This is a genomic window from Streptomyces sp. NPDC048196 (assembly GCF_040652715.1).
GTDB lineage: Bacteria > Actinomycetota > Actinomycetes > Streptomycetales > Streptomycetaceae > Streptomyces > Streptomyces siderophoricus.
This window is the reverse complement of sequence record NZ_JBEZMM010000082.1, coordinates 1-25,367: the sequence shown is the minus strand read 5'-3', so window position 1 is coordinate 25,367 and position 25,367 is coordinate 1. Positions and strand designations below refer to the sequence as shown.

Sequence of the window (25,367 nt, the reverse complement as noted above, 5' to 3'; positions counted from 1 at the left end):
ACGGGAGGGGACAGGCCGGAGGGGCCTTGTTCGTGGACGTAAAGCGACAGCAGTCCACGAACAAGGCCCCGCAGGCCAGTCACCGCACCCAACACCCACCCAGCCCGCCGCAGGCGCAACGGCCAGACGCCCCGCGGCGCCGCAGACGGCTACGTGCGGGGCGCCGCAAAGCGCACAACGGCGACCAAGCCCCGCGGCGGGACAACCAGGTACGTGCGGGGGCGCCGCCAAGCGCGCAACGACGAGCACCCCCCACGGCGGGACAGACGAGTACGTGCGGGGCGCCGCAAAGCGCAACGGCCAGACGCCCCACGGCGGGACAGCCAAGTACGTGGGCGGAAAGCCGAGCGCAGCGGATGGGCTACGAGTCCGGGGACCGGAGTACGCGGAGGTGGCCGCGGCGGGCCACTTCCATGGGGGCGCGGTCGCCCGCAGGAGCGTCCGCGCCCGCGGCGCGTTCGCGTTCCTGGGGGCGGGCGGCCTCGCGGACCGCGTTCGCCAGGGCTTCCAGGTCGTCGCCGCTGGGGCGGGCCGGGCCGGAGTCGATGGCGAGGCGGACGACCTCCCAGCCGCGGGGCGCGGTCAGCCGCTCGGAGTGCTCGGCGCACAGGTCGTAGCAGTGCGGTTCGGCGTAGGTGGCGAGCGGTCCGAGCACGGCGGTCGAGTCCGCATAGACGTACGTCAGCGTTGCGACGGCGGGGCGGCCGCACGCAGTGCGCGAACAGCGACGTACAGGGCTCACGACGTTGGACGGTACCGCACTCTTGAGCGGGCCGCGACGACTCTCCCCCGGCTCACCCAACCGTGTCGTCCCGCTTCGTCCGATGCGTCTGACCTGCACCCGCTCGGCCCGTCCTGGGGCGGGTGGGGCGGGACGGTCGGTGTGCGGGAGGGAATACCCTCATGAGTTAGTGCATTTCCGGCCATTCGGCGGGGGTTCCGCGATCTGATGTGGGGAGGGAAACGAAAGCGATCCGGACCGGTCCGGTCAGCCTGCGACATGCTGCGTCTTGTGGCGGTCTGCGGTTTCCGGCGGTCCGTGACGGCTACGCTCGATGCTGATGGACAGGCCCGTACCTCCCCGACCGGCGGAGCCGCGGCTCCGCCGCCGCGACCGTCACGGCCGCGGCATGCGCGGTCCGATCGCGCCGCCCCAGGTGCCGCTGTCGGTGACCCGCGCGGACGCCTTCGTGGATCTCGTCTACGACTCGCGGGACCGGCTGGAGCGGCGCTGGCCGCAGCTGGCCCAGGTCGACTTCCTGGTGGTCGAGGTGCCCGGGTTCGGACCGGACGGCGGGGAGGGGCCGGTCGACGAGGAGAGCGTGCCGCTGGGGCGGGTGCTGCCGGCGGCGGGCGGACATCGCGACCGGATCGTGATCTACCGGCGGCCGGTGGAGATCCGTACGAAGACTCGGGACGAGCGGGCGCTGCTGGTGCACGAGGTGGTCGTCGAGCAGGTCGCCGATCTGCTGGGGCTGGCTCCGGAGTCGGTGGACCCGCGCTACGGGCAGGAGTGAGGCCCGTAGCGCGGGCACGGTGGGTCAGTCGGTGAGCAGGGACAGGTCCTGGCCGGCGGTGGGGACCACGACCGAGCCGCGGTCGTCGGGCAGCGGCTGGACGGTGAAGGCGGGGACGCCGCCCTGGGGGCGGGCGAGCATCCGGGCCGCATAGACGGGGCCGCTGCCCGGCTCGGGCTCCACGGTGAGGGCGTAGCCGCCCTTGAGGCCCTGGGGGCGGGGCGGGTCGATGTCGAGGGTGGTGCCGCCCTTGACCGTGTACGTCTTGGTGACCGGGGTGCCGTCGGCGCTGCCCGCGGAGGCGGTGACCTTCACCTTGGCGTCCTTGCCCTTCTCGGGGGCGGCCAGGGACAGGGTGCTGCCCTTGGCGCCGTTGTCGGCGGCGGTGGCGCGCTTCTCCACCGGGCGGGTGGCGGGGATGAAGGCCATCTCCTGGTTGCCGCCCTTGCCGCGGGTGACCCGCAGCGCCGCCGAGACGGGGGCCTTGGCGCCGGGGTCGGTGGGGGTGAGCACCAGGGAGCCGGCCTCGCCCTTGGTGACGTCCTTGAGGTCCACCGCGGTGGTCATGCCGCTCTTGAGGTGCAGGGTCTCCAGGCCGGCCGGGGTGATCAGGCCGGTGGGGGTGGCGAGTTGCACCTTCAGGTCGGCGTCGTCGCCGCCGGGGGCGAGGGCGACCAGCCGGACGGAGCTGGCGTCCTTGGGGATGCCGGGGAGGACCACGCTGGGGGCGGGGTCGGCGGCGGGCGGCAGCCAGTCGCTGCCGAGCTTGTTGTCGGTGGCCTGGACGGCGGCGCCGACCCGGCCCTCGCGGGCGAGGACGTGCAGGGTGGCGTTGGTGGCGGGGCGGGTGGTGAGGGTGGAGAGCAGGACGGGGACGGTGGTGTGCGGGGGGACGGTGATGTCCTCGCCGGCCGAGCCGCCCAACGAGCCGTCCTTGCCGTGCAGTTCGAGGTCGACGACGGCGGGGGTGGTGTCGGGGTTGGTGAGGTGGACGTAGTCCTGGCGGTCGGGGGCGGTGCTGACGCCGGGGAACCAGAACGTGGTGTCGGGGGTGGGGCAGCTCAGCCCGAGCAGGCCGCGGCCGGCGCCGGCGGCGACGGTGGTGGTCTGCTGGACGGTCCAGCCGGGGGCGAGGGTGCCGTCGGCCGCGCCCACGAGGGCGGGGGCGTCGGCCCGGTCGGTGGTGGTGGTGACCGGTTTGCCGGCCTGCCGGAGGGGGACGACGGGCGTGGTGTCGGCGGGCGGGACGGTGGTCCGGCCGGTGTCCGCGGCCTTGGACCTGCCGCCCTTCTTCTTGCCGGCGCCGGCGCCGGCGTCCTTGACGGTCCCGGCGGGCAGCAGCTTGGCGGTGCCCTTCTTGGTGTCGGCGCCGGCCGCGGCGCCCTGGGGGACGAAGGCGGTGTAGGTGGTCTCGCCGACGTCGGAGGAGGTGGGCGGGGGGCAGAGCAGCGCGGAGCGCTGGACGGGCAGCCGGGCGGCGCCGCCGGGGGTTTTCGGGGTGCCGCCGGGGGCCGCGACGGCGGCGAGGCCGGTGACGGCGGCCAGCGCGGCGGCCGCGCCGATCAGGGACGTCATGGTGCGCTTCACTGCTGGTCGCTCCCGTCACGGTGCGGCTCGGGGTAGGAGCCGGGGGGCCCGGAGTACCCCGGGTACACGGTGCCGTCGTCGTAGGGCTGTTGCTGGGGCTGCGGCGTGCCGTCCTGGTACGGCTGCTGGGCGTAGCCGTACGGGTCGTAGGCGCCGGCCTGGTAGGGGTCGCCGGGGTAGGTGCCGGTCGGCTGATAGGGGTCCGTCTGCGGGTACTGGCCGCCGTACTGCGTGCCCTGGTACGGGTCGTAGGGCTGCTGCTCGGCGCCGTGCCGGCCGGGGGCGGCCGGCCAGTCCTCGTAGGTGGGCTGCTGCGGTACGGCGGCGTAGGGGTCGGCGGGCGCGGCGGGGTCCTGGGGGGCCGCCGGGTCGGCGGGCGGCTCCTCGCCGGTGCGGGCGGCCGGGATGCCGGCGTCGGCCGCTTCGGGGGTGCCGGCGGCCTCGGCCTGGGCGCGCAGCCGGCGGGCCCGGCGGCCGTCGCCGGTGGCTGCGGCGGCCTGTGCGGCGGCGTCGTCCTCGGGCAGGTCGTCGTCGATCTCGCGGCGGCGGCCGGGCAGGGCGAGGACGACCAGGACGACGGCGAGCAGGCCCTGGGCCCACAGCCACAGGGTGTGGCCGAGCGGGTTCTCGTGGGTGAGGTCGAGCCGGCCGCCGTTGGAGGGCAGGGTGAAGCCCTGGGCCCAGCCGTCGACGGTGACGGGCTTGAGCGGGGTGCCGTCGAGGGTGGCCTGCCAGCCCTCGTCGGCGGCGTCGGCGAGGCGCAGCACCCGGCCGGCGGGCCCGGCGGGCAGCTTGGTGTGGGCCTCGACGGGTCCGGCGGCCACGGCCGTGGGCGCGGCTGCGTCGCCGGCGGTGGTGCCGTCCTGGGCCTGGGGCGGGACGATCGAGACCCGGGAGACCCGGCGGTCGACCCGCCACAGGGCGCTGCCGTCCTCCTGGCTGAGCCGGGTCAGGCCGGGGGTGGCGTCCAGGACGCGGCCCATTTCGCGCGGGGCGCCGTTCCTGACCAGGACGTAGCGGACCGCGTAGCCGCCGAGCTGGTTGGTCTGGTCGGCGCCGGAGCCGGCGACGAGGTTGGCGACGATGCTGCCGAACCGCTTGTCCTCGCCGGCCTCGGCGGCCAGGTCGGCGTCGCCGAGGCGGGCGCCGGAGCCGCGGACGAGGGTGTAGGCGACGTGGCCGGGGGTGCCGTCGAGGACGAGGGTGCGGGGCTGGTCGGCGCTGCCGGACTCCTCGGCGACGAATGCCGGGACCTGTTCGGGGCTGCGCCGTTCCAGCGGGCCGGCCGCGCCGGTGATCATCCAGCTGACCGCGGCGTAGAGCGGGGCGAGCACGGACGCCAGCGCGATCAGCACGGCGACCGGCTGCTTCCAGCCGAAGCCGAGGCTGGCCATGCGGGTGCGGATGCCCTCGGCGCCGAGCGCGGCGGCGCACAGCAGGGCCAGGCCGTAGACGAGGACGGCGGGGCCGGTCCAGCCGGAGCCGTTGCCGAGTGCGGCGAAGAGCAGGCCGGTGAGGGCGACGGCCCAGGCGGTGCGGATGGCGAGCCGGCGGGCGTCGCGCAGGGTCGCGGCGAGGGCGGCGAGGACGATGCCGAGGAGCAGCAGTCCGCCGGTGGCCTTGGGGCCGCCGGGGCTGAGGCCGACGAGGTCGAGGACGGAGGCGGAGCCGGTGCCGTAGTCGAGGCCGACTTCCTGGAAGAAGCGGGAGGGGTGGGTCGGCAGGGACAGCGACCAGGGGGCGAGCACGACGAGCGGGGCGAGGACCACGGCCAGGAACCGCAGTGCGTGGGCGACGATCTGGTCGCGGCTGCCGTCGACGAGCCGCAGCACCAGCAGGCCGGTGCCGAGCAGGACGGCCATCGGCCAGACCACCGGGGTGAAGGCCGTGGTGAAGGTGATGAGCAGGGCGTACGCCCAGGTGGCGCGCCAGCTGGGGCGGGTGCCGACGGGGAGCCGCAGGCCCCAGGCGGCGATCGCGGCGCGCGCCATGAGGGGCAGCAGGATCGCGAGGACGGCGGTGCCCAGGCGGCCGCCGGCGAGGGCGCCGGCCGCGGCGGGCAGGAAGGCGTAGGCGATGCTGCCCCAGGCGCGCAGCAGCCGGGAGGTGACCAGCGGGCGGGAGGCGAAGTAGGCGGTGAGGCCGGCCAGCGGGACGGAGCAGACCAGCAGCAGGGTCAGTGTGAAGCCGGTGGAGCCGAGGAAGACGCTGGAGACCAGGGCGACGACGGCCAGGTAGGGCGGTGCGGCGGCGCTGTCGCCGGTGCCGACCGCGTGCCAGCTGTCGAGGTACGCCGACCACAGGTCGGAGACGCTGCCGGGGGCGGGCAGCAGGGCGCCGCCGGTGAGGGCGCCGGAGCCGAGCAGCCCGCGGCAGGCGACCAGGGAGACGAGGAGCAGGACGAGGAAGAGGACCGGGGCCGGTTTGCGGGCGATCCGCTTGAGCCGGGCGAACTGCTCGATCTCCAGGAAGTCGGCGTCGTCGCCGCCGGGCCCGGATTCGACGGCGCCGTGCCGGCCGGCGGAGGCCACGTCGGGGGCGGCCCGGCCGGCGAGGTTGCCGGCGATCTGCTCGACGGTGGCCCGGACGGTCGCGCCGGGTGGCGGGAAGAGCGGCCGCAGTTCGCTCGCTTCGACCGCGGGGCGGCCTCTGCGTTTGCGGGCGGCGAGGATCTTGCCGGGTCGCAGCAGGGTGCCGAAGAGGCCGGCGAGTTCGTCGAGGGCCTGGCCGGGGACCTTGCCGACGAGGTAGGCGAGGACCCGCAGGAGGGTGCCGAGCAGCAGCCGCAGCAGGACGTACGGCAGGATCCGGCCGCGGGTGTTGGTGAGCAGGGTGTAGACGGCGCCGGCCTTGTCGACACGGTGCGGGTTGGCCACGCTCCGGCCGACGCAGTCGATGGGGCGGCGTTCGCGGGCGGCGGCCTCGGCGTGCCGGAGGACGGCGTCCGGGGCGATGAGGACCTGGTGGCCGGCGGCCTGGGCGCGCCAGCACAGGTCGACGTCGTCGCGCATCAGGGGCAGCCGGCGGTCGAAGCCGCCCAACTCCTCGTAGACGTCGCGGCGGATGAGCATGCCGGCGGTGGAGACCGACAGCACCGGGCGGACCTGGTCGTGCTGACCCTGGTCCTGTTCGCGGCGGTCCAGGCCGGTCCAACGGCGGCCGCTGCGGGCGATGCTGACGCCGGCTTCGAGGAGCTGGCGGCGGTCGTACCAGCTGCGCAGCTTGGGGCCGACGATGACGGCCGAGGGGCTGGCGTCGGCGACCCGCAGCAGTTCGGCGAGGGCGTCGGGCTCGGGGGCGCAGTCGTCGTGCAGCAGCCACAGCCACTGGACCGGTTCGCCGTGCGGCAGTTCCGGCATGTCGTAGGCCTCGTCGCGCCAGGTGCGGCTGACCGGGTCCCAGCCGCTGGGGCGGCGCAGGTACGGCAGGTCGTCCGGGCCGAGCAGGGGGGCGGTGCGGACCGCCTCGTCGACGGCGGTGCCGAATCCGGAGCGGCGGGCGAGGTGCAGTACGCGTTCGTCGCCGAGGGATTCGGTGAGCAGCTGGGCGGAGTGGTCCGCGCTGCCGGTGTCGGCGCCGATGGCGTTCTGCACCGGGCGTTCCTGGCCGAGCAGGCCGCTGAGCGCGTCGGGCAGCCAGCGGGCGCCGTCGTGGGAGACGATCACGGCGGTGACGACGTGCCGGGGGAACTCTGGCGTGGCGGCTGCGTATGAGGCGGCCTGCGCCGCCGACTGGCTGTGCACGGACATCGAGGTACGGGCCCTCCGGACCCGGGGGTTCGAAGGCCCGCGGCGAAGTCGCTTTCAGGCCCCGCCCCCGGAAGACACTGCGACGGACTACGAGGCGACGCGCGCGCCCCGGTGGGCGGCGGCGCATCTCGGACGGGGCCCCACACTAATGGTTCGTGCCGGTGCCCCGACCGGGCCCGTACACAGCAGTCCGCCTCCGGCGCCCGGTGCGCTGGAGGCGGAGTGTTCGCTATAGGGGGATATGGGGAGTTGGGGCGGTGCGGCGGCGGGGTCCGAGAGACCGCGCGCCCTGGGCGGGGGTGGCTGACTCGTCACGGTCAGACGGCGGCCTTCTTGAGCCGGCGCCGCTCGCGTTCCGACAGACCGCCCCAAATGCCGAAGCGCTCGTCGTTGGCGAGGGCGTATTCGAGGCATTCGGACCGGACTTCACAGGCGAGACAGACCTTTTTCGCCTCGCGGGTGGAGCCACCCTTCTCCGGGAAGAAGGACTCGGGGTCGGTCTGGGCGCACAGCGCGCGCTCCTGCCAGCCGAGCTCCTCGTCCGCCTCCTCGACCAGCAATTCCTGGAACAGCTCGGTCATGTGCGCCCCTCGTCTGTCTTTACGTCCCCGTGATCAAGCCGTGATCGATTTCGGCTGAACGACACGAGTGAAATTACAAGTGTGGTGATCCGGGCCAGTCAAGCCGAGATCTGCTATTGAGCCTCTTATTCACTCGGCGGAACCAAGCGGATGCGGAAAGTGTTCAAATCAGTAAAAACCAGGACACTTCCCCGGGCGTGCCCCCCGGCACGTCCGTGTCATCCATGGAGACGTGATCAGGCGGCGTTCGCGTTGCACCCCGCGCGCCGAAGCGGGGAAGATCACAGACGGATCACGGGACCGCAACGGCGTTTGGAGCAGCGGTTGCCGGTCGATGTCTCCGCGTCCGGGACTGCACAAACCTTTCTCCGGCCGGAGTAACCGGATGCAGTGAAAGATTCGCGGCAAACCAGACGTCCGGTTGACATTGCGCCGGGAACCCGGTCTCCTTGACCCCATGCCAGTGACTGCCGCGCCCCGACTGACCCGTGCCTACGGGTCTCTCTGCGCTGCGCAGGCTCGCTGTCGCTGTTCCAGCTGTTGATGCCACTGAGCTCCGGCTTCTCCGCTCGCACCACCCCGCAGCGCCCCGCATTTCCCGCCCGCGCCGCGCACCCCACAGGGACCGCCCGCGCCGGCCGCCCCCCTCCCCCGGCTACGGCGGGGAGGTCCCCCCAGCTCTTCCGCCGAGGAACCCGAAACCGATGAACAGCGACGTCCAGATCGCCGGCGACCCGCTCGCCGTCCCCCACCTCCTGCCGCCCGTCCCCGCGCACCCGAACACCGTCGCCGGCTTCGTAGGGCTCGTCCGCAGCATCGCCGCGGACCGCGCCGCATGGGCCCCGCTGGTCCGCTACGACGCCACCACCCGCTGGTACCACCGGCTGCGCACAGGGCCCGGCTATGAGGTGTGGCTGCTGAGCTGGCTCCCCGGACAGGGCAGCGGACGGCACGACCACGGGCCCTCCTCCGGCGTACTGACCGTCCTTCAGGGCGAGTTGACCGAACACGGCCCCGCCGGACCGCGCGCCCTGGCCGCCGGCACCCAGAAGGTCTTCGCCCCCGGCTACGTCCACGAGGTCGTCAACGACTCCCTGACGCCCGCGGTCAGCCTGCACGTCTACTTCCCCGGACTGACCGAAATGCCCATGCACGACGCGGCCCACTGCGCAACGGCGGCACGGGAGACCACCGGCTCCTGACGCCCCGGGCAGAGCCCCGCCTCCGGCTGACACACTGTCGTTATGCGAATCGTGGTTCTGGCCGGCGGTATCGGCGGCGCCCGCTTTCTGCGGGGACTGAAGGCAGCGGCTCCGGACGCGGACATCACCGTCATCGGCAACACCGGTGACGACATCCACCTGTTCGGCCTGAAGGTGTGTCCCGACCTCGACACCGTGATGTACACCCTCGGCGGCGGCATCAACGAGGAGCAGGGCTGGGGCCGCGCCGACGAGACCTTCCGGGTCAAGGAGGAACTGGCCGCCTACGGCGTCGGCCCCGAGTGGTTCGGGCTCGGCGACCGGGACTTCGCCACGCACATCGTGCGGACCCAGATGCTGGCCGCCGGCTACCCGCTCAGCGCCGTCACCGAAGCGCTCTGCGCGCGCTGGCAGCCCGGCGTGCGGCTGCTGCCGATGTCCGACGACCGGGTCGAGACCCACGTCGCGATCGAGGAGGACGGCGAACAGCGGGCCGTGCACTTCCAGGAGTACTGGGTGCGGCTGCGCGCCTCCGTGGACGCGCGGGCCGTCGTGCCCGTAGGCGCCGAGCAGGCCAAGCCCGCACCCGGCGTCCTGGAGGCCCTCGGGGACGCCGACGTCATCCTCTTCCCGCCGTCCAACCCCGTCGTCAGCGTCGGCACCATCCTCGCCGTGCCCGGGATCCGCGAGGCGATCGCGGACGCCGGAGTGCCGGTGATCGGGCTCTCGCCGATCGTCGGGGACGCGCCGGTGCGCGGCATGGCGGACAAGGTGCTGGCGGCGGTCGGTGTGGAGTCCACCGCGTCGGCGGTCGCCCGGCACTACGGTTCGGGGCTGCTCGACGGCTGGCTGGTCGACTCCGTCGACGCCGGCGCGGTGGCCGAGGTCGAGGCGGCCGGAATCCGCTGCCGGGCCGTACCGCTGATGATGACCGACCTGGACGCCACGGCCGCGATGGCGCGTGCGGCGCTCGCGCTGGCCGAGGAGGTCCGGGCGTGACCGGCGACGCCGACGTACCGGCGTACCGGGTCCGGGCGCTGCCCGGGATCCCCGAGGTGCGGCCCGGCGACGACCTGGTGAAGCTGATCGCGGCCGCGGCGACCGCCGACGGCACGTGCCAACTCGCCGACGGTGACGTGCTGTTGGTGACGTCGAAGATCGTCAGCAAGGCGGAGGGGCGGATCGTCGAGGCCGCCGACCGGGAGGCGGCGATCGACCGGGAGACCGTGCGGCTGGTCGCCCGGCGCGGCCCGCTGCGGATCGTCGAGAACCGGCAGGGCCTGGTGATGGCCGCGGCCGGCGTCGATGCCTCCAACACCCCCGCGGGAACGGTGCTGCTGCTGCCGGAGGATCCGGACGCCTCGGCGCGCGCCCTGCGGGACGGCCTGCGCACCGAACTCGGCGTGGACGTCGGCGTCGTCATCAGCGACACCTTCGGGCGCCCCTGGCGCAGCGGTCTGACCGACGTCGCCATCGGGGCGGCCGGGGTGCGGGTGCTGGACGATCTGCGCGGCGGCACGGACGCGTACGGCAATCCGCTCAGCGCGACCGTGGTGGCCACCGCCGACGAACTCGCGGCGGCGGGCGACCTGGTGAAGGGCAAGGCGGCCGGGCTGCCGGTCGCCGTGGTGCGCGGGCTGGGACACGTCGTCGAGGAGACCGGTGACGGGGCGCGGGCGATGGTGCGCGGCGCCGCGGACGACATGTTCCGGCTGGGCACCTCCGAGGCCGTACGGGAGGCGGTGACGCTACGGCGTACGGTGCGGGCCTTCACCGACGACCCGGTCGACCCGGGTGCGGTGCGGCGCGCGGTGGCCGCGGCGGTCACCGCCCCGGCGCCGCACCACACCACGCCCTGGCGGTTCGTGCTGCTGGAGTCCGCCGAGGCGCGGGAGCGGCTGCTGGACGCGATGCGGGACGCCTGGATCGCGGACCTGCGCGGCGACGGCAAGTCGGAGGAGTCCGTCGCCCGACGGGTGCGGCGCGGCGATGTGCTGCGCAACGCGCCGTATCTGGCGGTGCCGTGCATGGTGCTGGACGGCGCGCACACCTATCCGGACGCGCGGCGCAACGCGGCGGAACGGGAGATGTTCGTCGTCGCCCACGGGGCCGGGATCCAGAACTTCCTGGTGGCGCTGGCGGGCGAGCGGCTGGGGTCCGCCTGGATCTCCTCGACGATGTTCTGCCGGGACGTCGTGCGGGAGGTCCTCGGCCTGCCCGGCGACTGGGAGCCGATGGGGGCGGTGGCGATCGGCCGTCCGGCCGAGGAGCCGCGCCCGCGGGCGGCACGGAGCGCGGACGACTTCGTGGTGGTGCGCTGAGGCGGGCGTGCCCGCGGGCCGGACCCGCCGGCCTCAGAGGCGGGCGATGTCGCCGACCGGGAAGCGGGGGGCGCGTCGCGGCGGGGTGATCCCGGAGAGCAGGATCAGCCGGGTGGCGCGGTGCCGCTGCCCGGCGTACGGCGCGAGGAGTTCGAGCATCTCCGCGTCGGTCGTGCCGCGGCGGCCGGTGAGGGCATAGCCGATGATCTTCGGGAGGTGCAGATCGCCGACCGTGATCGCGTCCGGGGCGCCCAGCGCGCGCTGGAGCGTCTCGGCGGCGGTCCACGGGCCGATGCCGGGTATCGCCGTCAGCCGGCGGGTGGCGTCGGCCAGGTCCATCGCCGCGGCCTCCTCCATCCGGCGGGCCACCCGGACGGCGCGCAGGATCGCGGAGGAGCGCTTGGCGTCCACGCCGGCGCGGTGCCACTCCCAGGAGGGGATCAGCGCCCAGCCGCGCGGATCGGGCATCACCCGCAGCCGCTCCCAGGGGCCGGGCGCGGGCTCGCCGTGCCGCTGGAGCAGCAGGCGCCAGGCGCGGTACGCCTCGTCGCTGGTGACCTTCTGCTCCAGGATCGAGGGGATCAGCGATTCCAGGACCAGGCCGGTGCGGGCGAGCCGGACGCCGGGGTGGCGGCGGCGGGCCTCATGGACGATGCGGTGCCGGGCGGTGAGCTGCGCCGGGTCGTCGTCCTCCCCCAGCAGCCGGGGCAGCCGGTCCAGCAGCCACTCGGCGCCGGGCCCCCAGGCTTCGGCCGCCACCTCGCCGTCGGCCGGGCGGGCCGCGACGCACAGCGTGCCGGGACCCTGGGGCGTACGGCAGGCGCGCCAGATCTCGCCGCCGCGCACCGCGAACGCCGGGTCGCCGGGGCCGCGCTGCAGCACCCCCAGGGTGCGGTGCAGGTCGTACGGGCCGGGCGGGACCCAGGTGCGGGCGGGCATGCGGCCAGATTAGGCGATGGGACCGACAGCGGGCGGGGCGCGGGGATGCCGGGGTTGCGGCCTACTGGTCGGACGAGAACCGTAGCGACCCGGCCGGGATCTCCGCGTCGCACCAGATGCGGATGCCGTCGCGGAGTTCATTGTCGGCGCCGATGCGGGCGCCGTCGCCGATGACCGCGCCGTCGAGCACCGTGCGGGCGCCGATGCGGGCGCCCGCTCCGATCAGGGAGTCGCGGATCACGGCCCCTGGTTCGACGACCGCGCCCTCCAGGACGGCGCTGCCGTCGAGCTCGGCGCCGGCACCGATGACGGTGCGCGGGCCGACGACCGTACCGCCGGTGAGCTTGGCGTCCGGGGCGACCTCGGCCGTCTCCAGGACCAGGCGGTCGCCGCGGCGGCCGGGGACCGCAGGGGACGGGGCGCGGCCCAGGACCAGGTCGGCGGAGCCGCGTACGAAGGCCTGCGGGGTGCCGAGGTCCAGCCAGTACGTGGAGTCGACCATGCCCTGGAGGTGGGCGCCGTCGGCGAGCAGGCCGGGGAAGGTCTCGCGTTCGACGGAGACCGGGCGGCCGGCCGGGATGGTGTCGATGACCGACCGGTTGAAGACGTAGGCGCCGGCGTTGATCTGGTCGGTGACGATCTCCTCGGGGGTCTGCGGCTTCTCCAGGAAGGCGGTGACCCGTCCGGTTTCGTCGGTGGGGACGAGGCCGAAGGCGCGCGGGTCCTCGACGCGGGTGAGGTGCAGGGAGACGTCGGCGCCGGAGGTGCGGTGGGTGTCGACCAGGGCCTTGATGTCCAGGCCGGTGAGGATGTCGCCGTTGAAGATCAGGACCGGGTCGCCGGGGGCGGAGTGCAGACGTTCGGCGACGTTGCGGATGGCGCCGCCGGTGCCCAGCGGTTCCCGCTCGGTGACGTACTCCAGGTGCAGCCCGAGGGCCGAACCGTCGCCGAAATATGGCTCGAACACCTCGGCGAGGTAGGAGGTGGCCAGCACGATGTGCTCGACGCCGGCGGCCCGGGCGCGGGCCAGCTGGTGGGTGAGGAACGGCACACCGGCCGCCGGGACCATGGGCTTGGGCGTGTGCACCGTCAGCGGCCGCAGCCGGGTGCCCTTGCCGCCGACCAGGAGGATCGCTTCTGTCACCTGTCGTCTCTGCTTCCTGCTGGGGTCGGCCGGTCGGCGGACCAGTGTAGGCAGACGGGCCCCCGGCCGGCCCCGGCGGAGGGCCGGGCCCGGCCGGGGCGGACGCCGTGGTCGCCACGTCGTGGTCCCCGTCGTGGTGCCACGTCGTGGCCCAAGTCGTGGTCGCTAAGACGTGTCTGCCGCAGGAACGGTTCAGTGGTGCCCGGTACCCCGGTCAGCGGCCCTGGAGTTGTGCGGCGGCGCGCCGGGTGGCGGCGAGTTTGTTGTAGAGGTGGTTGCCGGGGCAGTCGGTGGTGAAGCCGTCGCGGTGGCCGGAGATGACGTGCAGCGGGACCTTGGTTCCCTTGGGGTAGCGGTTGCCGCCGGTGGAGACCATCTGTGTGGTGGCGCGCGGATCGGCGTTGGACAGGCCGAGCTTCCAGGCCGTCAGGTGGGCGACCGCGTCGAGGGCGGGCTTGGGCGGTTCGGTGTCGGTGTAGGTGCCGAGGACGGCGATGCCGGTGGAGGCGTTGTTGAAGCCGAGGGTGTGGGCGCCCATGACGGGCTTGGCGACGCCGCCGGCGCGGCCCTCGTAGACCGTTCCGCACTTGTCGATGAGGAAGTTGTAGCCGATGTCCCGCCAGTGGTTGCTCTTGACGTGGAAGCGGTACATGGCGCGGATCAGCTTGGGGGCCTGGGCGCAGGTGTAGTTGTTGCCGGAGCCGCTGTGGTGGACGAAGGCGGCGCGCACCGCGTGGGTGTAGAGGAAGGACTTCTCGCGCAGTTTCTCGTTGGCGCCCCAGCCGGCCCGGGTGACGATGCGGGGGCGCGGTCCGACGTAGGTGGGGCCGGCGGGCCGGCCGCCCGCGGCGGCGATGTCGGCCTGGGACGCGGCGCGGTCGAGGGCGGGGATCTCGGTGGCGCCGACCGGGGCGAGGGCGGCGTTGGCGGCGGAGGCCGCGGTGGCGTCGGGGCCGAGCGGGGACGGCGGGCCCTGGATGCCGCGGCGGGCGGGCGGTGCGCTGCCGGGGTCGACGAGTTCGAGGCGCAGTCCGCGCGGCACGGCGACCGGGGCGCGGTTGCGGGTCTGCGGGGTGATGCGCAGCTGGACGGCGTCGGAGTCGCCGACCCACAGGGGCGCGGTGCTGCCGCGGACGTCGCTGCCGTGGCGTTCGGCGGCGTCGAGGTCGGGGGCGTCGTCGTTGTGGGTCTGGACGTCCTGCCAGCCGGTCCAGGCGCCGGTGCGGGTGGCGCGGGTGCGGACCTGGACCCGGCCGTGCAGTGCGGCGCCGGCGTCCTCCCAGACGACGCCGAGCAGGGAGAACGGCCGTACGCTGCGGGCCGGCAGGCCGAGGGTGCGGGGGGCCGGCGCGGCGGCGGTGTCGCGGTCGGTGGGGCGGGGCGCGCCGGTGCCGAGGGCCGCGACCGGCAGGGACTGGGTGCTGCCCGGGAGGTCGGCGGTGCGCGCCACGGCGGGCCCGGGTGGCCGGCCGGCGGCACCGGCGTCCGGCGCGAAGGGCAGGGCGAGGGCGGCGGTGCACGCCGCGCCGAGACAGCTCGCGAGGAAGGGGCGCATGGACAGCATCGTGAACACGGGCGGAGGCAACGCGCCAACGGTGGCCTGACGGGGCATCGGCCGATCCGGTGGCCCGGGCCGGCCGGGCCCGACCCACCGTCAGCGGCCGCCGCGCGTACCCTGGCCGCGATGAACGCCATCGATCGCACCCCCGCCGACCTGCTGGGTTCCGCGCTCGCCGCGGACCCGGCCCGCCCGCTGGTGACCTTCTACGACGACGCCACCGGCGAGCGCGTGGAACTGTCCGTCGCGACCTTCGCCAATTGGGTGGCCAAGACCGCCAACTATCTGCAGGGCGATCTGGCCGCCGAGCCCGGTGACCGGCTCGCGCTGCTGCTGCCCGCCCACTGGCAGACCGCCGTCTGGCTGCTGGCGTGTTCGGCGGTGGGCGTGGTGGCGGAGGTCGGCGGGGATCCGGCGGCCGCCGACCTGGTGGTGGCCGGGCCGGACCGGCTGGCCGAGGCGCGGGCCTGTTCCGGGGAGCGGGTGGCGCTGGCGCTGCGTCCGCTGGGCGGGCGTTTCCCGCAGCCGCCGGAGGGGTTCGCCGACTACGCCGTGGAGGTGCCGGGGCAGGGCGACCGGTTCGTGCCGTTCGTCCCGGTGGCGGCGGATGCGGTGGCGCTGGTGGTGGCCGGCGAGGAGCTGACCGGTGCGCAGGTCGTGGACCGGGCGCGGGCCGATGCGGCCGCGGCCGGGCTACCGGCTGCGCCCCGGGTCCTGTCGGGGCTGGGGTACGACACCTGGGAGGGCCTGTCGTACGGGCTGTACGGGCCGCTGGCGGCCGGCGGCTCGGTGGTGCTCTGCCGGCACCTGGGCCGGCTGGCCGAGGAGGCCGAGGAGGCGCGGGAGACCAGCGAGAAGATCACGTTCCGGGCGCCGCGGGCGGCCGGGTAGGGGTGTCGCGGGGGCCGGCCCGGGGTGCTTGCCGGGCCGCTCCCCCGTCCGGCGGACCGTGGGCGCCCAGCGCAGGCCCGGGCGCCGGTTTCCGTTCATGCTCGTGAGATACGTACGGCCCGGCGCGGGTTCCGTCCGTCCGTCGTGACGCGGGGCCCGCGCGCGGGCGCTACGCCGACTCCGTGAGGATGGACGCAGAGGTGACCGAGACCCCTGAGCCGCCCAGGTTCACCGGCTGGGCCGAGCGCCCGGGCAGGGGGCCGGGGCCGCGGCGCACCCCGCCGGACGGGCGCTGGCGGCGCCGGCTCGCGCTCGGGGCGGCCGGGGTGCTGCTGGCCGGGGCGGGGGCCGGCGGGGTGGTCTACGCCAAGCTCAACGGCAACATCCACACCGACAGCGACGTCGAGGCCGAGCTGCGCAAGTGGGAGTCGGAGCGGCCGCCGGCGGGCCCGCCGAACGCGCAGAACCTGCTGCTGATCGGTTCCGACAGCCGTACCGGCGGCAACAGCGCGTACGGCCGGAGCAGCGGCCAGCGGTCGGACACCACGATGCTGCTGCACCTGGCGGCGGACCGGAAGAGCGCCACCGCGGTGAGCATCCCGCGGGACCTGGTGGTGCAGGTCCCGCACTGCAAGGGGCCCGACGGCCGGGAGACCGGTCCGCAGACGACCCAGTTCAACTCGGCGTTCGCGTACGGCGGGGCGGCCTGCACGATCCGGACGGTGGAGAAGCTGACCCGGATCCGGATCGACCACTACATGATCATCGATTTCGTGGGTTTCAAGCGGATGGTGGACGCGGTGGGCGGGGTCGAGGTCTGTCTGCCGCGGCCGGTCCGGGACGACGAGGCGCACCTCGATCTGCCCGCGGGCCGGCAGACGCTGCAGGGCGAGGCCGCGCTCGGGTACGTGCGGGCACGGAAGAGCCTGGGTGACGGGAGTGACACCGAGCGCATGGAGCGCCAACAACGATTTCTTGGTGCTCTCGTGAAGAAAGTGCAGAGCAATGGTGTCCTGCTGAATCCGACCCGGCTGTATCCGGTTCTGGATGCCGCGACGAGTTCGCTGACCACGGACGGCGGGCTGGCGTCGCTGCGCGGGCTGTACGAATTGGTGCGCAGCACTCGTGGCATTCCGACCGGGCGGGTGCAGTTCCTGACCGTGCCGCGCCGGGAGTACCGCTTCGATCCCAACCGCGACGAGCTGGTGGAACCGGATGCCGACCGGCTCTTCGGACGGCTGGGCAGGGATCTTCCGGTGGCCGTGCGGCCGGCGCCGGGCGGCGCGGAGCGGCCGGCCCGGTCCGGGGGCGGGGCACCGGGCGGCGGGGCGCCGGACGACAAGCCGGGCCCCGAACCCTCGCCTTCGGCGGGTTCAGGGCCTACCTTTCCCGGTACGACGGCGGAGCGCGGGATCTGCGAATAAAGATGCCGCAAAGTACGCTCGGCGACTCGAATGGATTGGGCGGATTGCCCAGTTGTAGGGAAGTGGAATTTGTCACGCGCGTCGCGTGGCGCTGAACTGGGCGGATAGTGTGAGCGATCCGGTCCGCACCTTGCCGGACCGATGACCATGCACCTTTGACCATGCACTGCACGATCGACCTACCCGAGCGCCTTGAGGGGATGGCGCCGCGTGGCACCGACGGAGGATTCAAGGCACCGTGGACGCGCAAGGCCGTGGGCAGGCGGGCGACAACAACGTGGATCCCGCCGATCAGTGGGTGTTCGATCCGGACACCGGCAATTACGAGCTGCGGCTTGACCCGGCCGGTCAAGCCCCCGCTCGGCCCTCCAACCCCAAGGCCCCCGGGTCCAGACGGGCCGCGCGGCGGCCGGGTGCCGGGGACGACACCGACACCCGGCCGCTGCCGACCCAGCGCGGGCGCCGTGGTGAGCGGGCCGAGGACGGTGCGGACGGGCGTCCGGCCGGCGGCCGGGCGGCGGCGCGGCGGGCGGCCGGGCGTACCGCGACCGGCTCGCCCTCGGTGGCGGGTCCGGCGAGCCGCCGCAAGCGCAAGCCGAAGGCGTCGGGGAAGAAGAAGGTGCTGTACTGGACGGCCGGCGTGGTCGGCTTCGTCCTCGTCGCCGGCTGCGGCGGCGCGTACTACCTGTACCAGCAGCTGGACGGGAACATCTCCAAGGTCGACGTCGGCGTGGAGAACCCGGCGGTGTCCGACGGCCCGGTCAACGTGCTGATCATCGGGACGGACGCCCGCTCCGGCAAGGGCAACTCCGGCTACGGCGACGCCGGGAGCGTCGGGCACGCGGACACCACGCTGTTGATGCACATCTCCAAGGACCGGTCGAACGCCACCGCGCTGAGCATCCCGCGCGACCTGATCACCGACATCCCGAACTGCACGACGAAGGGCAAGGACGGCTCGAAGAAGGTCATCCCCGGCGAGCACGGGGTGCGCTTCAACACCAGTCTGGGCCAGGAGGACCGGGACCCCGGCTGCACCTGGCGCACCGTCGAGAAACTCACCGGCCTGAAGATCGACCACTTCATGATGGCCGACTTCAACGCGGTCAAGGAGCTGTCCGAGGCGGTGGACGGCGTCGAGGTCTGCGCCGGCAAGGACATCGACGACCCCAAGTCGCATCTGCACCTGAAGGCGGGCCGGCACACCGTCAAGGGCGAGCAGGCGCTGGCGTTCGTCCGCACCCGGCACGCCGTGGGGACCGGCAGCGACCTCAGCCGCATCCAGTTGCAGCAGCAGTTCCTCAGTTCACTGATCCGCAAGCTGAAGTCGAGCGCCTTCTCCAGCCCCGGCAAGCTCTACGACGTCAGCCAGGCGGCGACCCGGGCGCTCACCGTCGACACGGGTATCGGCACGGTGAGCAAGATGCTCGACTTCGGGAACGACCTCAAGCGGGTCAACATCGACAAGATCACCTTCGCCACGGTGCCGGTGCTGGACAACCCCAACGACCCGGCGACCGTCATCCTGGACAAGGCGAAGGCCGACCCGCTGTTCGCGATGGTCCGGGCCGACCACCAGCTGGCCAAGAAGCACAAGAGCAAGAAGAGTTCCGGGCCGGTCAAGAAGGCCCCGCCGCAGCTGGTGCGGGTCGATGTGACCAACGGCGGCGGGCCGATCGGCTCGGCCCAGGAGACCGTGGACTGGCTGCAGAACACCAAGGGCGCCCGGCTCTCCACCAACGCCGGCAACGCCCCGCAGAAGCTGGCCGCCACGCGTCTGGAGTACGCGCCCAACCAGGCCGACCAGGCTGCCGCCCTGGCCGACTGGATGGGGCTGCCCAAGAGCGCGCTGAAGAAGTCCGGGCAGGACGCCGGTGACCGGGTCCCGATGAAGCTGATCCTCGGCAAGGACTTCACGGCACCGGGCACACCGATCGCGGCACCGACCGAAACCCCGGACGGGGTGCAGAACGTCAACGCGGACGACAAGAACGTCTGCGCCAAGTAACGAGCGGGACCCGGCCGCCCTGCACGGCGGCCGGGGCGCACCACCGGACTGACAACGGGGAGAGGGCCCAATGCGGCAGAGCAGTGTGCGTGGTGACCGATCACGCCGGCGACGACAGCCGGACGCACAGGAGTTGGGCTGGGACGACAGCCTCTACGACAACAAGGGGCTGCCTCCGGACGCGCCCGGTTGGACGCCGCCGGAGGGCGGCGAGGTGCCGCCCGGCGACGGGGACGCCCCCGAGGCGGGCGCCGGCCACCGCAAGGGCGGCCGGCCGCGCCGCAAGAAGGGCGGCAAGGGCCGCAAGGCGCTCCGCTGGACCGCGATATCCCTCGCCGTCCTGATAGTGGGCACCGCGGGCGCCGGCTACTGGTACTACGAGCACCTCAACGCCAACCTCCGCAAGGCCCCGCGGTCCCTGGGCGACAGCGGCCTGAAGAAGCCGGACCCCAACGCGTTCGGGCAGAGCCCGCTGAACATCCTGCTGCTCGGCTCCGACGGCCGGAACAGCAAGAAGAACATCGAGCTCGGCGGCGCCCGGCAGGACGCGGACCGCAAGCCGCTGGCCGACGTCCAGATGCTGGTGCACGTCTCCGCCGACCGCAGCAACATGTCGGTGATCTCCATCCCGCGGGACACCCGGGTGACGATCCCGAAGTGCACCGACCCGAAGACCCACGAGAAGTACCCGCAGACCACCGCGCCGATCAACGAGTCGCTCCAGCACGGCGGTCCGGGCTGCACCCTCGCCACCTGGCAGGAGCTCACCGGCATCTACATCGACCACTTCATGATGGTCGACTTCTCCGGTGTGGTGGACATGGCGGACGCCATCGGCGGCGTCCCGGTCTGCGTCCGGGCCAACGTCTACTCGCACGACAGCAAGGGCCACGGCAGCGGCCTGCGGCTCACCAAGGGCACCCACCCCGTCAAGGGCGTGCAGGCGCTGCAGTGGCTGCGCACCCGCTACGGCTTCGAGGACAACACCGACATCGGCCGGGCCAAGGCCCAGCACATGTACATGAACTCGATGATCCGGCAGCTGAAGAAGGGCACCAAGCTCTCCGACCCGGGACAGCTGCGCGACCTGGCGGAGGCCGCGACCAAGGCGCTGACCGTCGACGACGGGCTGGACACCGTCAAGAAGCTCTACGACCTGGGCGGTGACCTCAGCCGGGTGCCGACCAAGCGCACCACGATGATCACCATGCCCTGGCAGTACGGCCCCGGTGAGCGCTACGTCGTGCCCAAGCCCGGCGACGCGGACGCGACGTTCGCGATGCTGCGCAACGACACCGCGCTCGACGGCAAGGACACCAAGAAGAAGCCGGCGCCCGACCCGAAGCCGTCAACTCCCAAGGACCAGCTGAAGGTCGTCGTGCAGAACGGCACCAACAGCACGGTGACCGGTCCGGCCTCCGGCCGCGCCTCCGACATCCAGCGGCAGCTGGCCGGCCTCGGCTGGACCGCGGCCGGCACCACCACCGTCCTCACCAGCCAGGCCGACACCACCCTGACGTACCACGGCACGGACCGGCGCGGCGATGCGCTGGCCGTCGCCAAGGCGCTCGGGCTGCCCAAGAGCGCGGTACGGGAGTCGAGTTCGGTGACCGGGCTGCAGCTGGTGGTCGGCAACGACTGGCGGTCGGGCCCGACGTACCCGAAGACGTCCGGCAACGACAAGCCCGCCGACAAGGCACCCGCCAGCGCGGACGCCCAGAACGGCGAGTCCAAGGGCTGCATGAAGGTGAACCCGGACTACACGTTCTAGGGCTTCGAAGCCCTTCGACGTGCGAGCGGCCGCCGCTTCGCCGGTCAGGTCCGGTGGGGCGGCGGCCGTTGCCGTCGGGTCGTCGGCCGGGGTCAGTCCGTGCTCGCCGCCGCCGGGGCGACGACCGCCGGGCGGCGGCTGGCGATGACCTTCCTGGCCAGCGAGCGGGGGCTGGTCAGGAAGCCGAAGCCCCAGGACATGTGCATGGTGGCCAGCGCCACGGGGATCTGGGCGCGGGCCTTCAGGGAGAGCCCCTTGCCGGCGGGCAGCGAGCCCGCGGTGATGGCTGCCAGATAGCCGGCCGGGACGACGAAGCCCCACGGGGTGACGGCGGCGCCGGCCACCAGACCGGCCGCGATCGCGGCGACCGCGGTCGGCGGGGCGAGGTAGCGCAGGTTGATCGAGCCGGCGTGGTAGCGGGCCACGACGTGGCGCCACTTGCCGTAGTCCTTGTACTGCTTCGCCAGCGCCTTGATGCTCGGCCGGGGGCGGTACTGGACCTTCAGCTCGGGCGAGAACCAGATCTGGCCGCCGGCCTCGCGGATGCGGAAGTTCAGCTCCCAGTCCTGGGCGCGGATGAACTCCTCGTTGTAGCCGCCCTGCTGTTCGAGCGCGTCGCGGCGGAAGACGCCGAGGTAGACGGTTTCGGCGGGGCCCGCCTCGCCGCCCGTGTGGAAGGCGGCGTTGCCGACGCCGATCCTGGAGGTCATCGCGGCGGCCACCGCGTCCTCCCAGGCGTTCTCGCCCTCGGCGTGCATGATCCCGCCGACGTTCGCGGCACCGGTCTCCTCCAGGAGGCGGACGGCGGTGGCGATGTAGTTACGGGAGAGCATGCCGTGACCGTCGACCCGGACCACGATCGGGTGCCGGGACGCCTTGATCGCGGCGTTCAGGGCGGCGGGGGTGCGACCGGTCGGGTTGGGCACGGTGTGCACCCGGGGGTCCTCGGCCACCAGCTCGGCGGCGATCTCGTCGGTGCGGTCCGTGGAGGGGCCCAGAGCGATCACCACCTCCATCTCGCCGGCGTACTCCTGCTCCAGGATGTGCCGGACCGAATTACGCAGGTGACGTTCCTCATCGAGCACCGGCATGATCACGGAGACGGCCGGGGGCGGCTGCTGCGGCATGGTTCCTCGGGGGTACGGCCCGTGGCGGAGCCGCCGGGGACGGCAGCGCCCACCGGGAGACTGCAGAATCGCACCTCACGTTACCGCGAACGGGGGACTGCCCCGGACGCAGCCGGGTGGCCGGCCGGCCGATGCCCGGCGTGTGGTGCTTTGCAGCAGATCGTATGGACCTACGGTGTTCTCGCCGGTTCCGTCCGTACCGCGGAGGTGTCCCCCGTGACCGCGCCGTTCCGCTCCGCCCGCCGGGCCGACCGCTCCGGCGCGCACCGCCGCCCGGCGGGCCCGCGCTGGGGGCTGCGGATCGGCGCGGCCACGTCCCTGCTGCTGCTGTCGGCGAGCGGCGTCGGGCACGCCATGGTCACCGGCGTCGAGACCGGCATCGGCCGGGTGGACGCCTTCCAGGGGATGAGCAACCGGCCCGGGGGCGGCGACGGCCTGAACTTCCTGGTCGTCGGCACGGACGGACGCGACAAGCTCACCCAGGAGGAGAAGGAGAAGTACCACCTGGGCGGTCAGCCGTGCCACTGCACGGACACCCTGATGCTGGTGCACCTCTCGGCCGACCGGGACCGCGCCAGCATCGTCAGCCTGCCCCGGGACTCCTACGCCGAGGTGCCCGCCCATACGGACGCGGCCACCGGCCGGGCCCGCGCGGCGCATCCGATCAAGCTGAACGCGGCCTACGCCGAGGGCGGCCCCAACCTGACCGTGCGGACCGTCGAGCACATGACGGGCGTGCACATCGACCACTACCTGGAGGTCGACTTCACCAGCTTCATGCGGACCGTGGACGCGGTCGGCGGGGTGGAGATCTGCACCGTACGGCCGCTGCGGGACAGCTACACCGGGCTGAACCTGCCGGTGGGCAAGGCGCAGCTGAACGGCGGGCAGGCGCTGCAGTACGTGCGCTCGCGCCATATCGACGGCTCCGCGGACCTCGGCCGGATGCAGCGCCAGCAGCGCTTCCTGGCCGCCCTGATCCACAAGATCACCTCCTCCGGGGTGCTGATGAACCCGATCCGCTTCAAGGACGTCGCCGACACGATGCTGGCGTCCGTCCGCGCGGACCCCGGGTTCGAGGCGAACGACCTGGTCGACCTCGGGCAGGCGATGCGCGGCTTCACCCCGTCGTCGTCCGAGTTCACCTCCGTCCCGCTGGGCGATGTGGCACAGCCGGTGCCGGGCGTCGGCTCGACCGTGCGGTGGGACCCGTTGCGGGCGCCGAAGCTCTTCGAGGCGATCCGCGAGGACCGGCCGCTGGCCGTGCACCGGGACCGGCACCGGTCGCGCGCCGCGGTGGTGGACGTACCGCCGGGCCGGGTGCAGGTGCAGGTCTACAACGGCAGCGACCGCGCGGGGCTGGCCACCTCGGTGGCCCGGGAACTGCACGCCACCGGCTTCACGACGGTCGGCACCCCGGGCAACTCCCCGCTCGGCCGGACGGCCCGAACCGTCATCGCCTACGACCCGCGCTGGGACCGCTCGGCCCGCTCGCTGGCCACCGCGCTGCCGGGCGCCGAGCTGCGGCCGGTGACCGGGCAGGGGCCGGTGATGCGGGTGACCGTCGGGCAGGACCACGGGGCGGTGCACCGGGTGCGGGCCGAGGAGCCGGCGCCCCCGGCGGGCGCGGTGGCGGCGGTCACCGGCGACCAGGCGGTGTGTCCATGAGCGAGCGAAGCGAGGCCCCGGCATGAGTGTCCCCGCGCCCCGCCGCACCCCGGCCGCACCGCCCGCGCACCGCCCGGACGCCCGCCGCCGGGTCCGCCGCGCGTTCGTCGCGGCGGCCGCGCTGTGCCTGGTCGCGGCGACCGCCGCCGCGGCACCGCCGGCGCCCGCCGCCCCCACCGGCTGCGGGGACCTGGTCCGCGGCCAGCTGTGCCTGCGCGGCCCGGTGGGCTCCGACGGGACGTACACCGCCACCTACCGGCGGCAGGGCGCGGCGGCCGGCCTGCCGGAGATCTCGGTACGGCTGGGCTACCAGCGCAAGAACACCCGCATCACGGCGTTCCCCGGCTGGTTCGGCACCCGGCGGACCCGGCACGGCGCGGTCACGCTGAGCGGCCGGGTGGAGATGCTCGCGGACGAGTGCATCCGCGGCGTCATGGAGCACGCGGAAACGGTCTACGTCACCAAGTGGAGCTGCGGCTGACGCCCGCCGGGCGCCACGGACCAACTCGGAAAGGTGCACCTCGTGTGGCAGGTTGTGCTGGGCATCACCCCCACCACGGTGGCGCTGTTCCTGCTCGCGGCGCTGGCGCTGGCGGCGGGGTTCGCCCTGTGGACCGCGCTGGCCCCGGCGGGCCCCGCGCCCCGCACCACCGCGCGGGTGCTGCTGGCCGGCTGGCTGCTGCTGCTCCTGGTGGCGACGCTGGCGCCGGCCCAGCCGATCGGCTCGGGGGACGCGACGGTGTGGTGGCGGCCCGGCGAGGGGCTCTTCGAACTGGGCGCCCAGATGGAGCCCGGGGAGCTGGCGATGCTGGTACGGCGGCAGACCGCCAACGCGGCGCTGTTCGTCCCGGTGCCGCTGCTGCTGCGGTTCGCCGTGCCACGGGTCCCGGCGGCGCTGGCGTTCCTGCTGGGGGTCGGGCTGTCCCTGGTGATCGAGACGGCGCAGCTGCTGATGCGGGCCGGCCGGATCGCCGACATCGACGACGTGCTGTGCGCGGCGGTCGGCACCGTGATCGGGGCGGGGCTGGCGCTGCTGGGACAGCTGGCGGTGGCCGTTATGCGTCGTCGAGGCCTTCCGCGGCGCGCCGTTCGCGCAGCTCCTTGATGGCGCGGCGCCGGGCGAGCCGGTGCGTGCGGCGGATCTGCGCCTCCTGGTAGCGGCGCTTGTCCCGCTCGGTCTCGGGGATCACCGGCGGCACGGAGCGCGGCTTGCCGTGTTCGTCGACGGCGGCGAAGACGAGGTAGGCGGAGCCGACCTGCTGGGGCGGGCTGGACTCGTTCCAGCGCTCGGCCAGGACCCGTACGCCGACCTCCATGGACGAGCGGCCGGTCCAGTTGACCTGGGCGCGGACGTGGACGAGGTCCCCGATCCGGACCGGCTCCAGGAACGCCATCTCGTCCATCGAGGCGGTCACCGCCGGCCCACCGGAGTGCCGGCCGGCCACCGCGCCCGCGGCGTCGTCGACCAGTTTCATGATCACGCCACCGTGCACCGTCCCGAGGAGGTTCGTGTCGCCGGCCGTCATGATGTGGCTGAGCGTGATCCGGGACACGGAGGTGGGCTTGCCCACCGGTTCACCGTCGGTGACGAGTTCATTCATGCGGCCAAGCCTAAGCGGCCGGCATCCCACGTAGCTGGCCGTCCCGCCGTGGGGGTTGCTCGTCGTTGCGCTTTGCGGGGCCCCGCACGTAGTCGTCTGCGGCGCCGCGGGGCTTGCTCGCCGTTGCGCTTTGCGGCGCCCCGTACGTAGCCGTCCGTCCCGCCGTCGGGGTTGTTCGCCGTTGCGCCTGCGGCGGGCTGGGTTGTGTTGGGTGCGGTGACGGGCCTCCGGGGCCGGTTGTGTGGACTGCTGACGCTTTACGTCCACACAACCGGCCCC

General features: G+C 73.8%; 20 protein-coding genes. 11 read left to right on the top strand and 9 right to left on the bottom strand.

Annotated elements, in window-relative coordinates; all coding sequences use genetic code 11:
* Nucleotides 1–361: 361 nt before the first annotated feature.
* A complete protein-coding gene (locus AB0E02_RS37430; protein WP_310728207.1) occupies nucleotides 362–802 on the bottom strand; it encodes a DUF3499 domain-containing protein in 441 nt (146 codons plus the stop codon).
* Nucleotides 803–1,061: 259 nt separating this feature from the next.
* Between AB0E02_RS37430 and AB0E02_RS37425 the strand changes: the two genes are divergently transcribed.
* Entirely contained in the window at nucleotides 1,062–1,517 is a 456-nt protein-coding gene (locus AB0E02_RS37425) for a metallopeptidase family protein (RefSeq protein ID WP_362148621.1), read from the top strand.
* Between the two features lie 24 nt (nucleotides 1,518–1,541).
* Here AB0E02_RS37425 and AB0E02_RS37420 read toward each other — a convergent pair whose 3' ends face one another.
* The 3 genes from AB0E02_RS37420 to AB0E02_RS37410 all read right to left on the bottom strand — a co-directional run bounded on the left by AB0E02_RS37420 (nucleotide 1,542) and on the right by AB0E02_RS37410 (nucleotide 7,434).
* Nucleotides 1,542–3,104 (bottom strand): DUF5719 family protein, encoded by a 1,563-nt coding sequence (locus tag AB0E02_RS37420; RefSeq protein WP_362148618.1) that lies wholly within the window; start codon nucleotides 3,102–3,104, stop codon nucleotides 1,542–1,544.
* Nucleotides 3,101–6,853: a glycosyltransferase gene (locus tag AB0E02_RS37415; RefSeq protein ID WP_362148615.1), complete on the bottom strand. Its 3,753-nt coding sequence runs from the start codon at nucleotides 6,851–6,853 to the stop codon at nucleotides 3,101–3,103. Before AB0E02_RS37415 ends, AB0E02_RS37420 begins: the two co-directional genes overlap by 4 nt.
* Nucleotides 6,854–7,170: 317 nt before the next feature.
* On the bottom strand, nucleotides 7,171–7,434 hold the full coding sequence (locus AB0E02_RS37410; RefSeq protein WP_003983763.1) for a WhiB family transcriptional regulator: 264 nt from the start codon (nucleotides 7,432–7,434) through the stop codon (nucleotides 7,171–7,173).
* A gap of 704 nt (nucleotides 7,435–8,138) precedes the next feature.
* On the opposite strand from AB0E02_RS37410, the gene AB0E02_RS37405 reads away from it, so the two are divergent.
* The 3 genes from AB0E02_RS37405 to AB0E02_RS37395 are packed head-to-tail and all read left to right on the top strand — an operon-like array spanning nucleotide 8,139 to nucleotide 10,957.
* Nucleotides 8,139–8,636 carry a cysteine dioxygenase family protein gene (locus tag AB0E02_RS37405; protein WP_362148612.1) on the top strand — a complete coding sequence of 166 codons (498 nt, stop codon included), beginning with the start codon at nucleotides 8,139–8,141 and terminating at the stop codon, nucleotides 8,634–8,636.
* Between the two features lie 42 nt (nucleotides 8,637–8,678).
* Nucleotides 8,679–9,635: a 2-phospho-L-lactate transferase gene (gene cofD, locus AB0E02_RS37400; RefSeq protein ID WP_362148609.1), complete on the top strand. Its 957-nt coding sequence runs from the start codon at nucleotides 8,679–8,681 to the stop codon at nucleotides 9,633–9,635.
* Nucleotides 9,632–10,957, top strand: coding sequence for a coenzyme F420-0:L-glutamate ligase (locus AB0E02_RS37395; protein WP_362148606.1), 1,326 nt, complete (start codon nucleotides 9,632–9,634; stop codon nucleotides 10,955–10,957). Before cofD ends, AB0E02_RS37395 begins: the two co-directional genes overlap by 4 nt.
* Nucleotides 10,958–10,990: 33 nt before the next feature.
* On the opposite strand, the gene AB0E02_RS37390 is transcribed toward AB0E02_RS37395, so the two are convergent.
* The 3 genes from AB0E02_RS37390 to AB0E02_RS37380 all read right to left on the bottom strand — a co-directional run bounded on the left by AB0E02_RS37390 (nucleotide 10,991) and on the right by AB0E02_RS37380 (nucleotide 14,595).
* A complete protein-coding gene (locus AB0E02_RS37390; RefSeq protein ID WP_362148603.1) occupies nucleotides 10,991–11,896 on the bottom strand; it encodes a DNA-3-methyladenine glycosylase 2 family protein in 906 nt (301 codons plus the stop codon).
* A gap of 61 nt (nucleotides 11,897–11,957) precedes the next feature.
* Nucleotides 11,958–13,040, bottom strand: a complete 1,083-nt coding sequence (locus tag AB0E02_RS37385) for an NDP-sugar synthase (RefSeq protein ID WP_362148600.1) — start codon at nucleotides 13,038–13,040, stop codon at nucleotides 11,958–11,960.
* A gap of 214 nt (nucleotides 13,041–13,254) precedes the next feature.
* Nucleotides 13,255–14,595: a peptidoglycan recognition protein gene (locus tag AB0E02_RS37380; RefSeq protein ID WP_362148628.1), complete on the bottom strand. Its 1,341-nt coding sequence runs from the start codon at nucleotides 14,593–14,595 to the stop codon at nucleotides 13,255–13,257.
* Nucleotides 14,596–14,724: 129 nt separating this feature from the next.
* Between AB0E02_RS37380 and AB0E02_RS37375 the strand changes: the two genes are divergently transcribed.
* From AB0E02_RS37375 to AB0E02_RS37360, 4 genes are all read left to right on the top strand, one after another.
* Nucleotides 14,725–15,489 (top strand): TIGR03089 family protein, encoded by a 765-nt coding sequence (locus tag AB0E02_RS37375; RefSeq protein ID WP_362148597.1) that lies wholly within the window; start codon nucleotides 14,725–14,727, stop codon nucleotides 15,487–15,489.
* 188 nt (nucleotides 15,490–15,677) lie between these two features.
* A complete protein-coding gene (locus AB0E02_RS37370) occupies nucleotides 15,678–16,913 on the top strand; it encodes an LCP family protein (RefSeq protein ID WP_362148625.1) in 1,236 nt (411 codons plus the stop codon).
* Between the two features lie 238 nt (nucleotides 16,914–17,151).
* Entirely contained in the window at nucleotides 17,152–18,921 is a 1,770-nt protein-coding gene (locus tag AB0E02_RS37365) for an LCP family protein (protein WP_362148593.1), read from the top strand.
* Between the two features lie 70 nt (nucleotides 18,922–18,991).
* Nucleotides 18,992–20,692, top strand: a complete 1,701-nt coding sequence (locus tag AB0E02_RS37360; protein WP_362148590.1) for an LCP family protein — start codon at nucleotides 18,992–18,994, stop codon at nucleotides 20,690–20,692.
* Between the two features lie 92 nt (nucleotides 20,693–20,784).
* Here the strand turns inward: AB0E02_RS37360 and AB0E02_RS37355 are convergent, their stop codons facing one another.
* On the bottom strand, nucleotides 20,785–21,819 hold the full coding sequence (locus tag AB0E02_RS37355) for a glycosyltransferase family 2 protein (protein WP_362148587.1): 1,035 nt from the start codon (nucleotides 21,817–21,819) through the stop codon (nucleotides 20,785–20,787).
* A 216-nt stretch (nucleotides 21,820–22,035) separates the two neighbouring features.
* Here AB0E02_RS37355 and AB0E02_RS37350 point away from each other — a divergent pair, with 216 nt between their 5' ends.
* Genes AB0E02_RS37350 through AB0E02_RS37340 form a run of 3 tightly spaced genes read left to right on the top strand, consistent with a single transcriptional unit; the run spans nucleotide 22,036 to nucleotide 24,592 of the window.
* A complete protein-coding gene (locus AB0E02_RS37350) occupies nucleotides 22,036–23,487 on the top strand; it encodes an LCP family protein (protein ID WP_362148585.1) in 1,452 nt (483 codons plus the stop codon).
* A 22-nt stretch (nucleotides 23,488–23,509) separates the two neighbouring features.
* Nucleotides 23,510–23,968, top strand: a complete 459-nt coding sequence (locus AB0E02_RS37345; protein ID WP_362148582.1) for a hypothetical protein — start codon at nucleotides 23,510–23,512, stop codon at nucleotides 23,966–23,968.
* A 42-nt stretch (nucleotides 23,969–24,010) separates the two neighbouring features.
* Nucleotides 24,011–24,592 carry a VanZ family protein gene (locus AB0E02_RS37340; protein ID WP_362148580.1) on the top strand — a complete coding sequence of 194 codons (582 nt, stop codon included), beginning with the start codon at nucleotides 24,011–24,013 and terminating at the stop codon, nucleotides 24,590–24,592.
* Here AB0E02_RS37340 and AB0E02_RS37335 read toward each other — a convergent pair.
* A complete protein-coding gene (locus tag AB0E02_RS37335; RefSeq protein ID WP_362148577.1) occupies nucleotides 24,543–25,088 on the bottom strand; it encodes an acyl-CoA thioesterase in 546 nt (181 codons plus the stop codon). The genes AB0E02_RS37340 and AB0E02_RS37335 overlap by 50 nt on opposite strands.
* Between the last annotated feature and the right edge of the window lie 279 nt (nucleotides 25,089–25,367).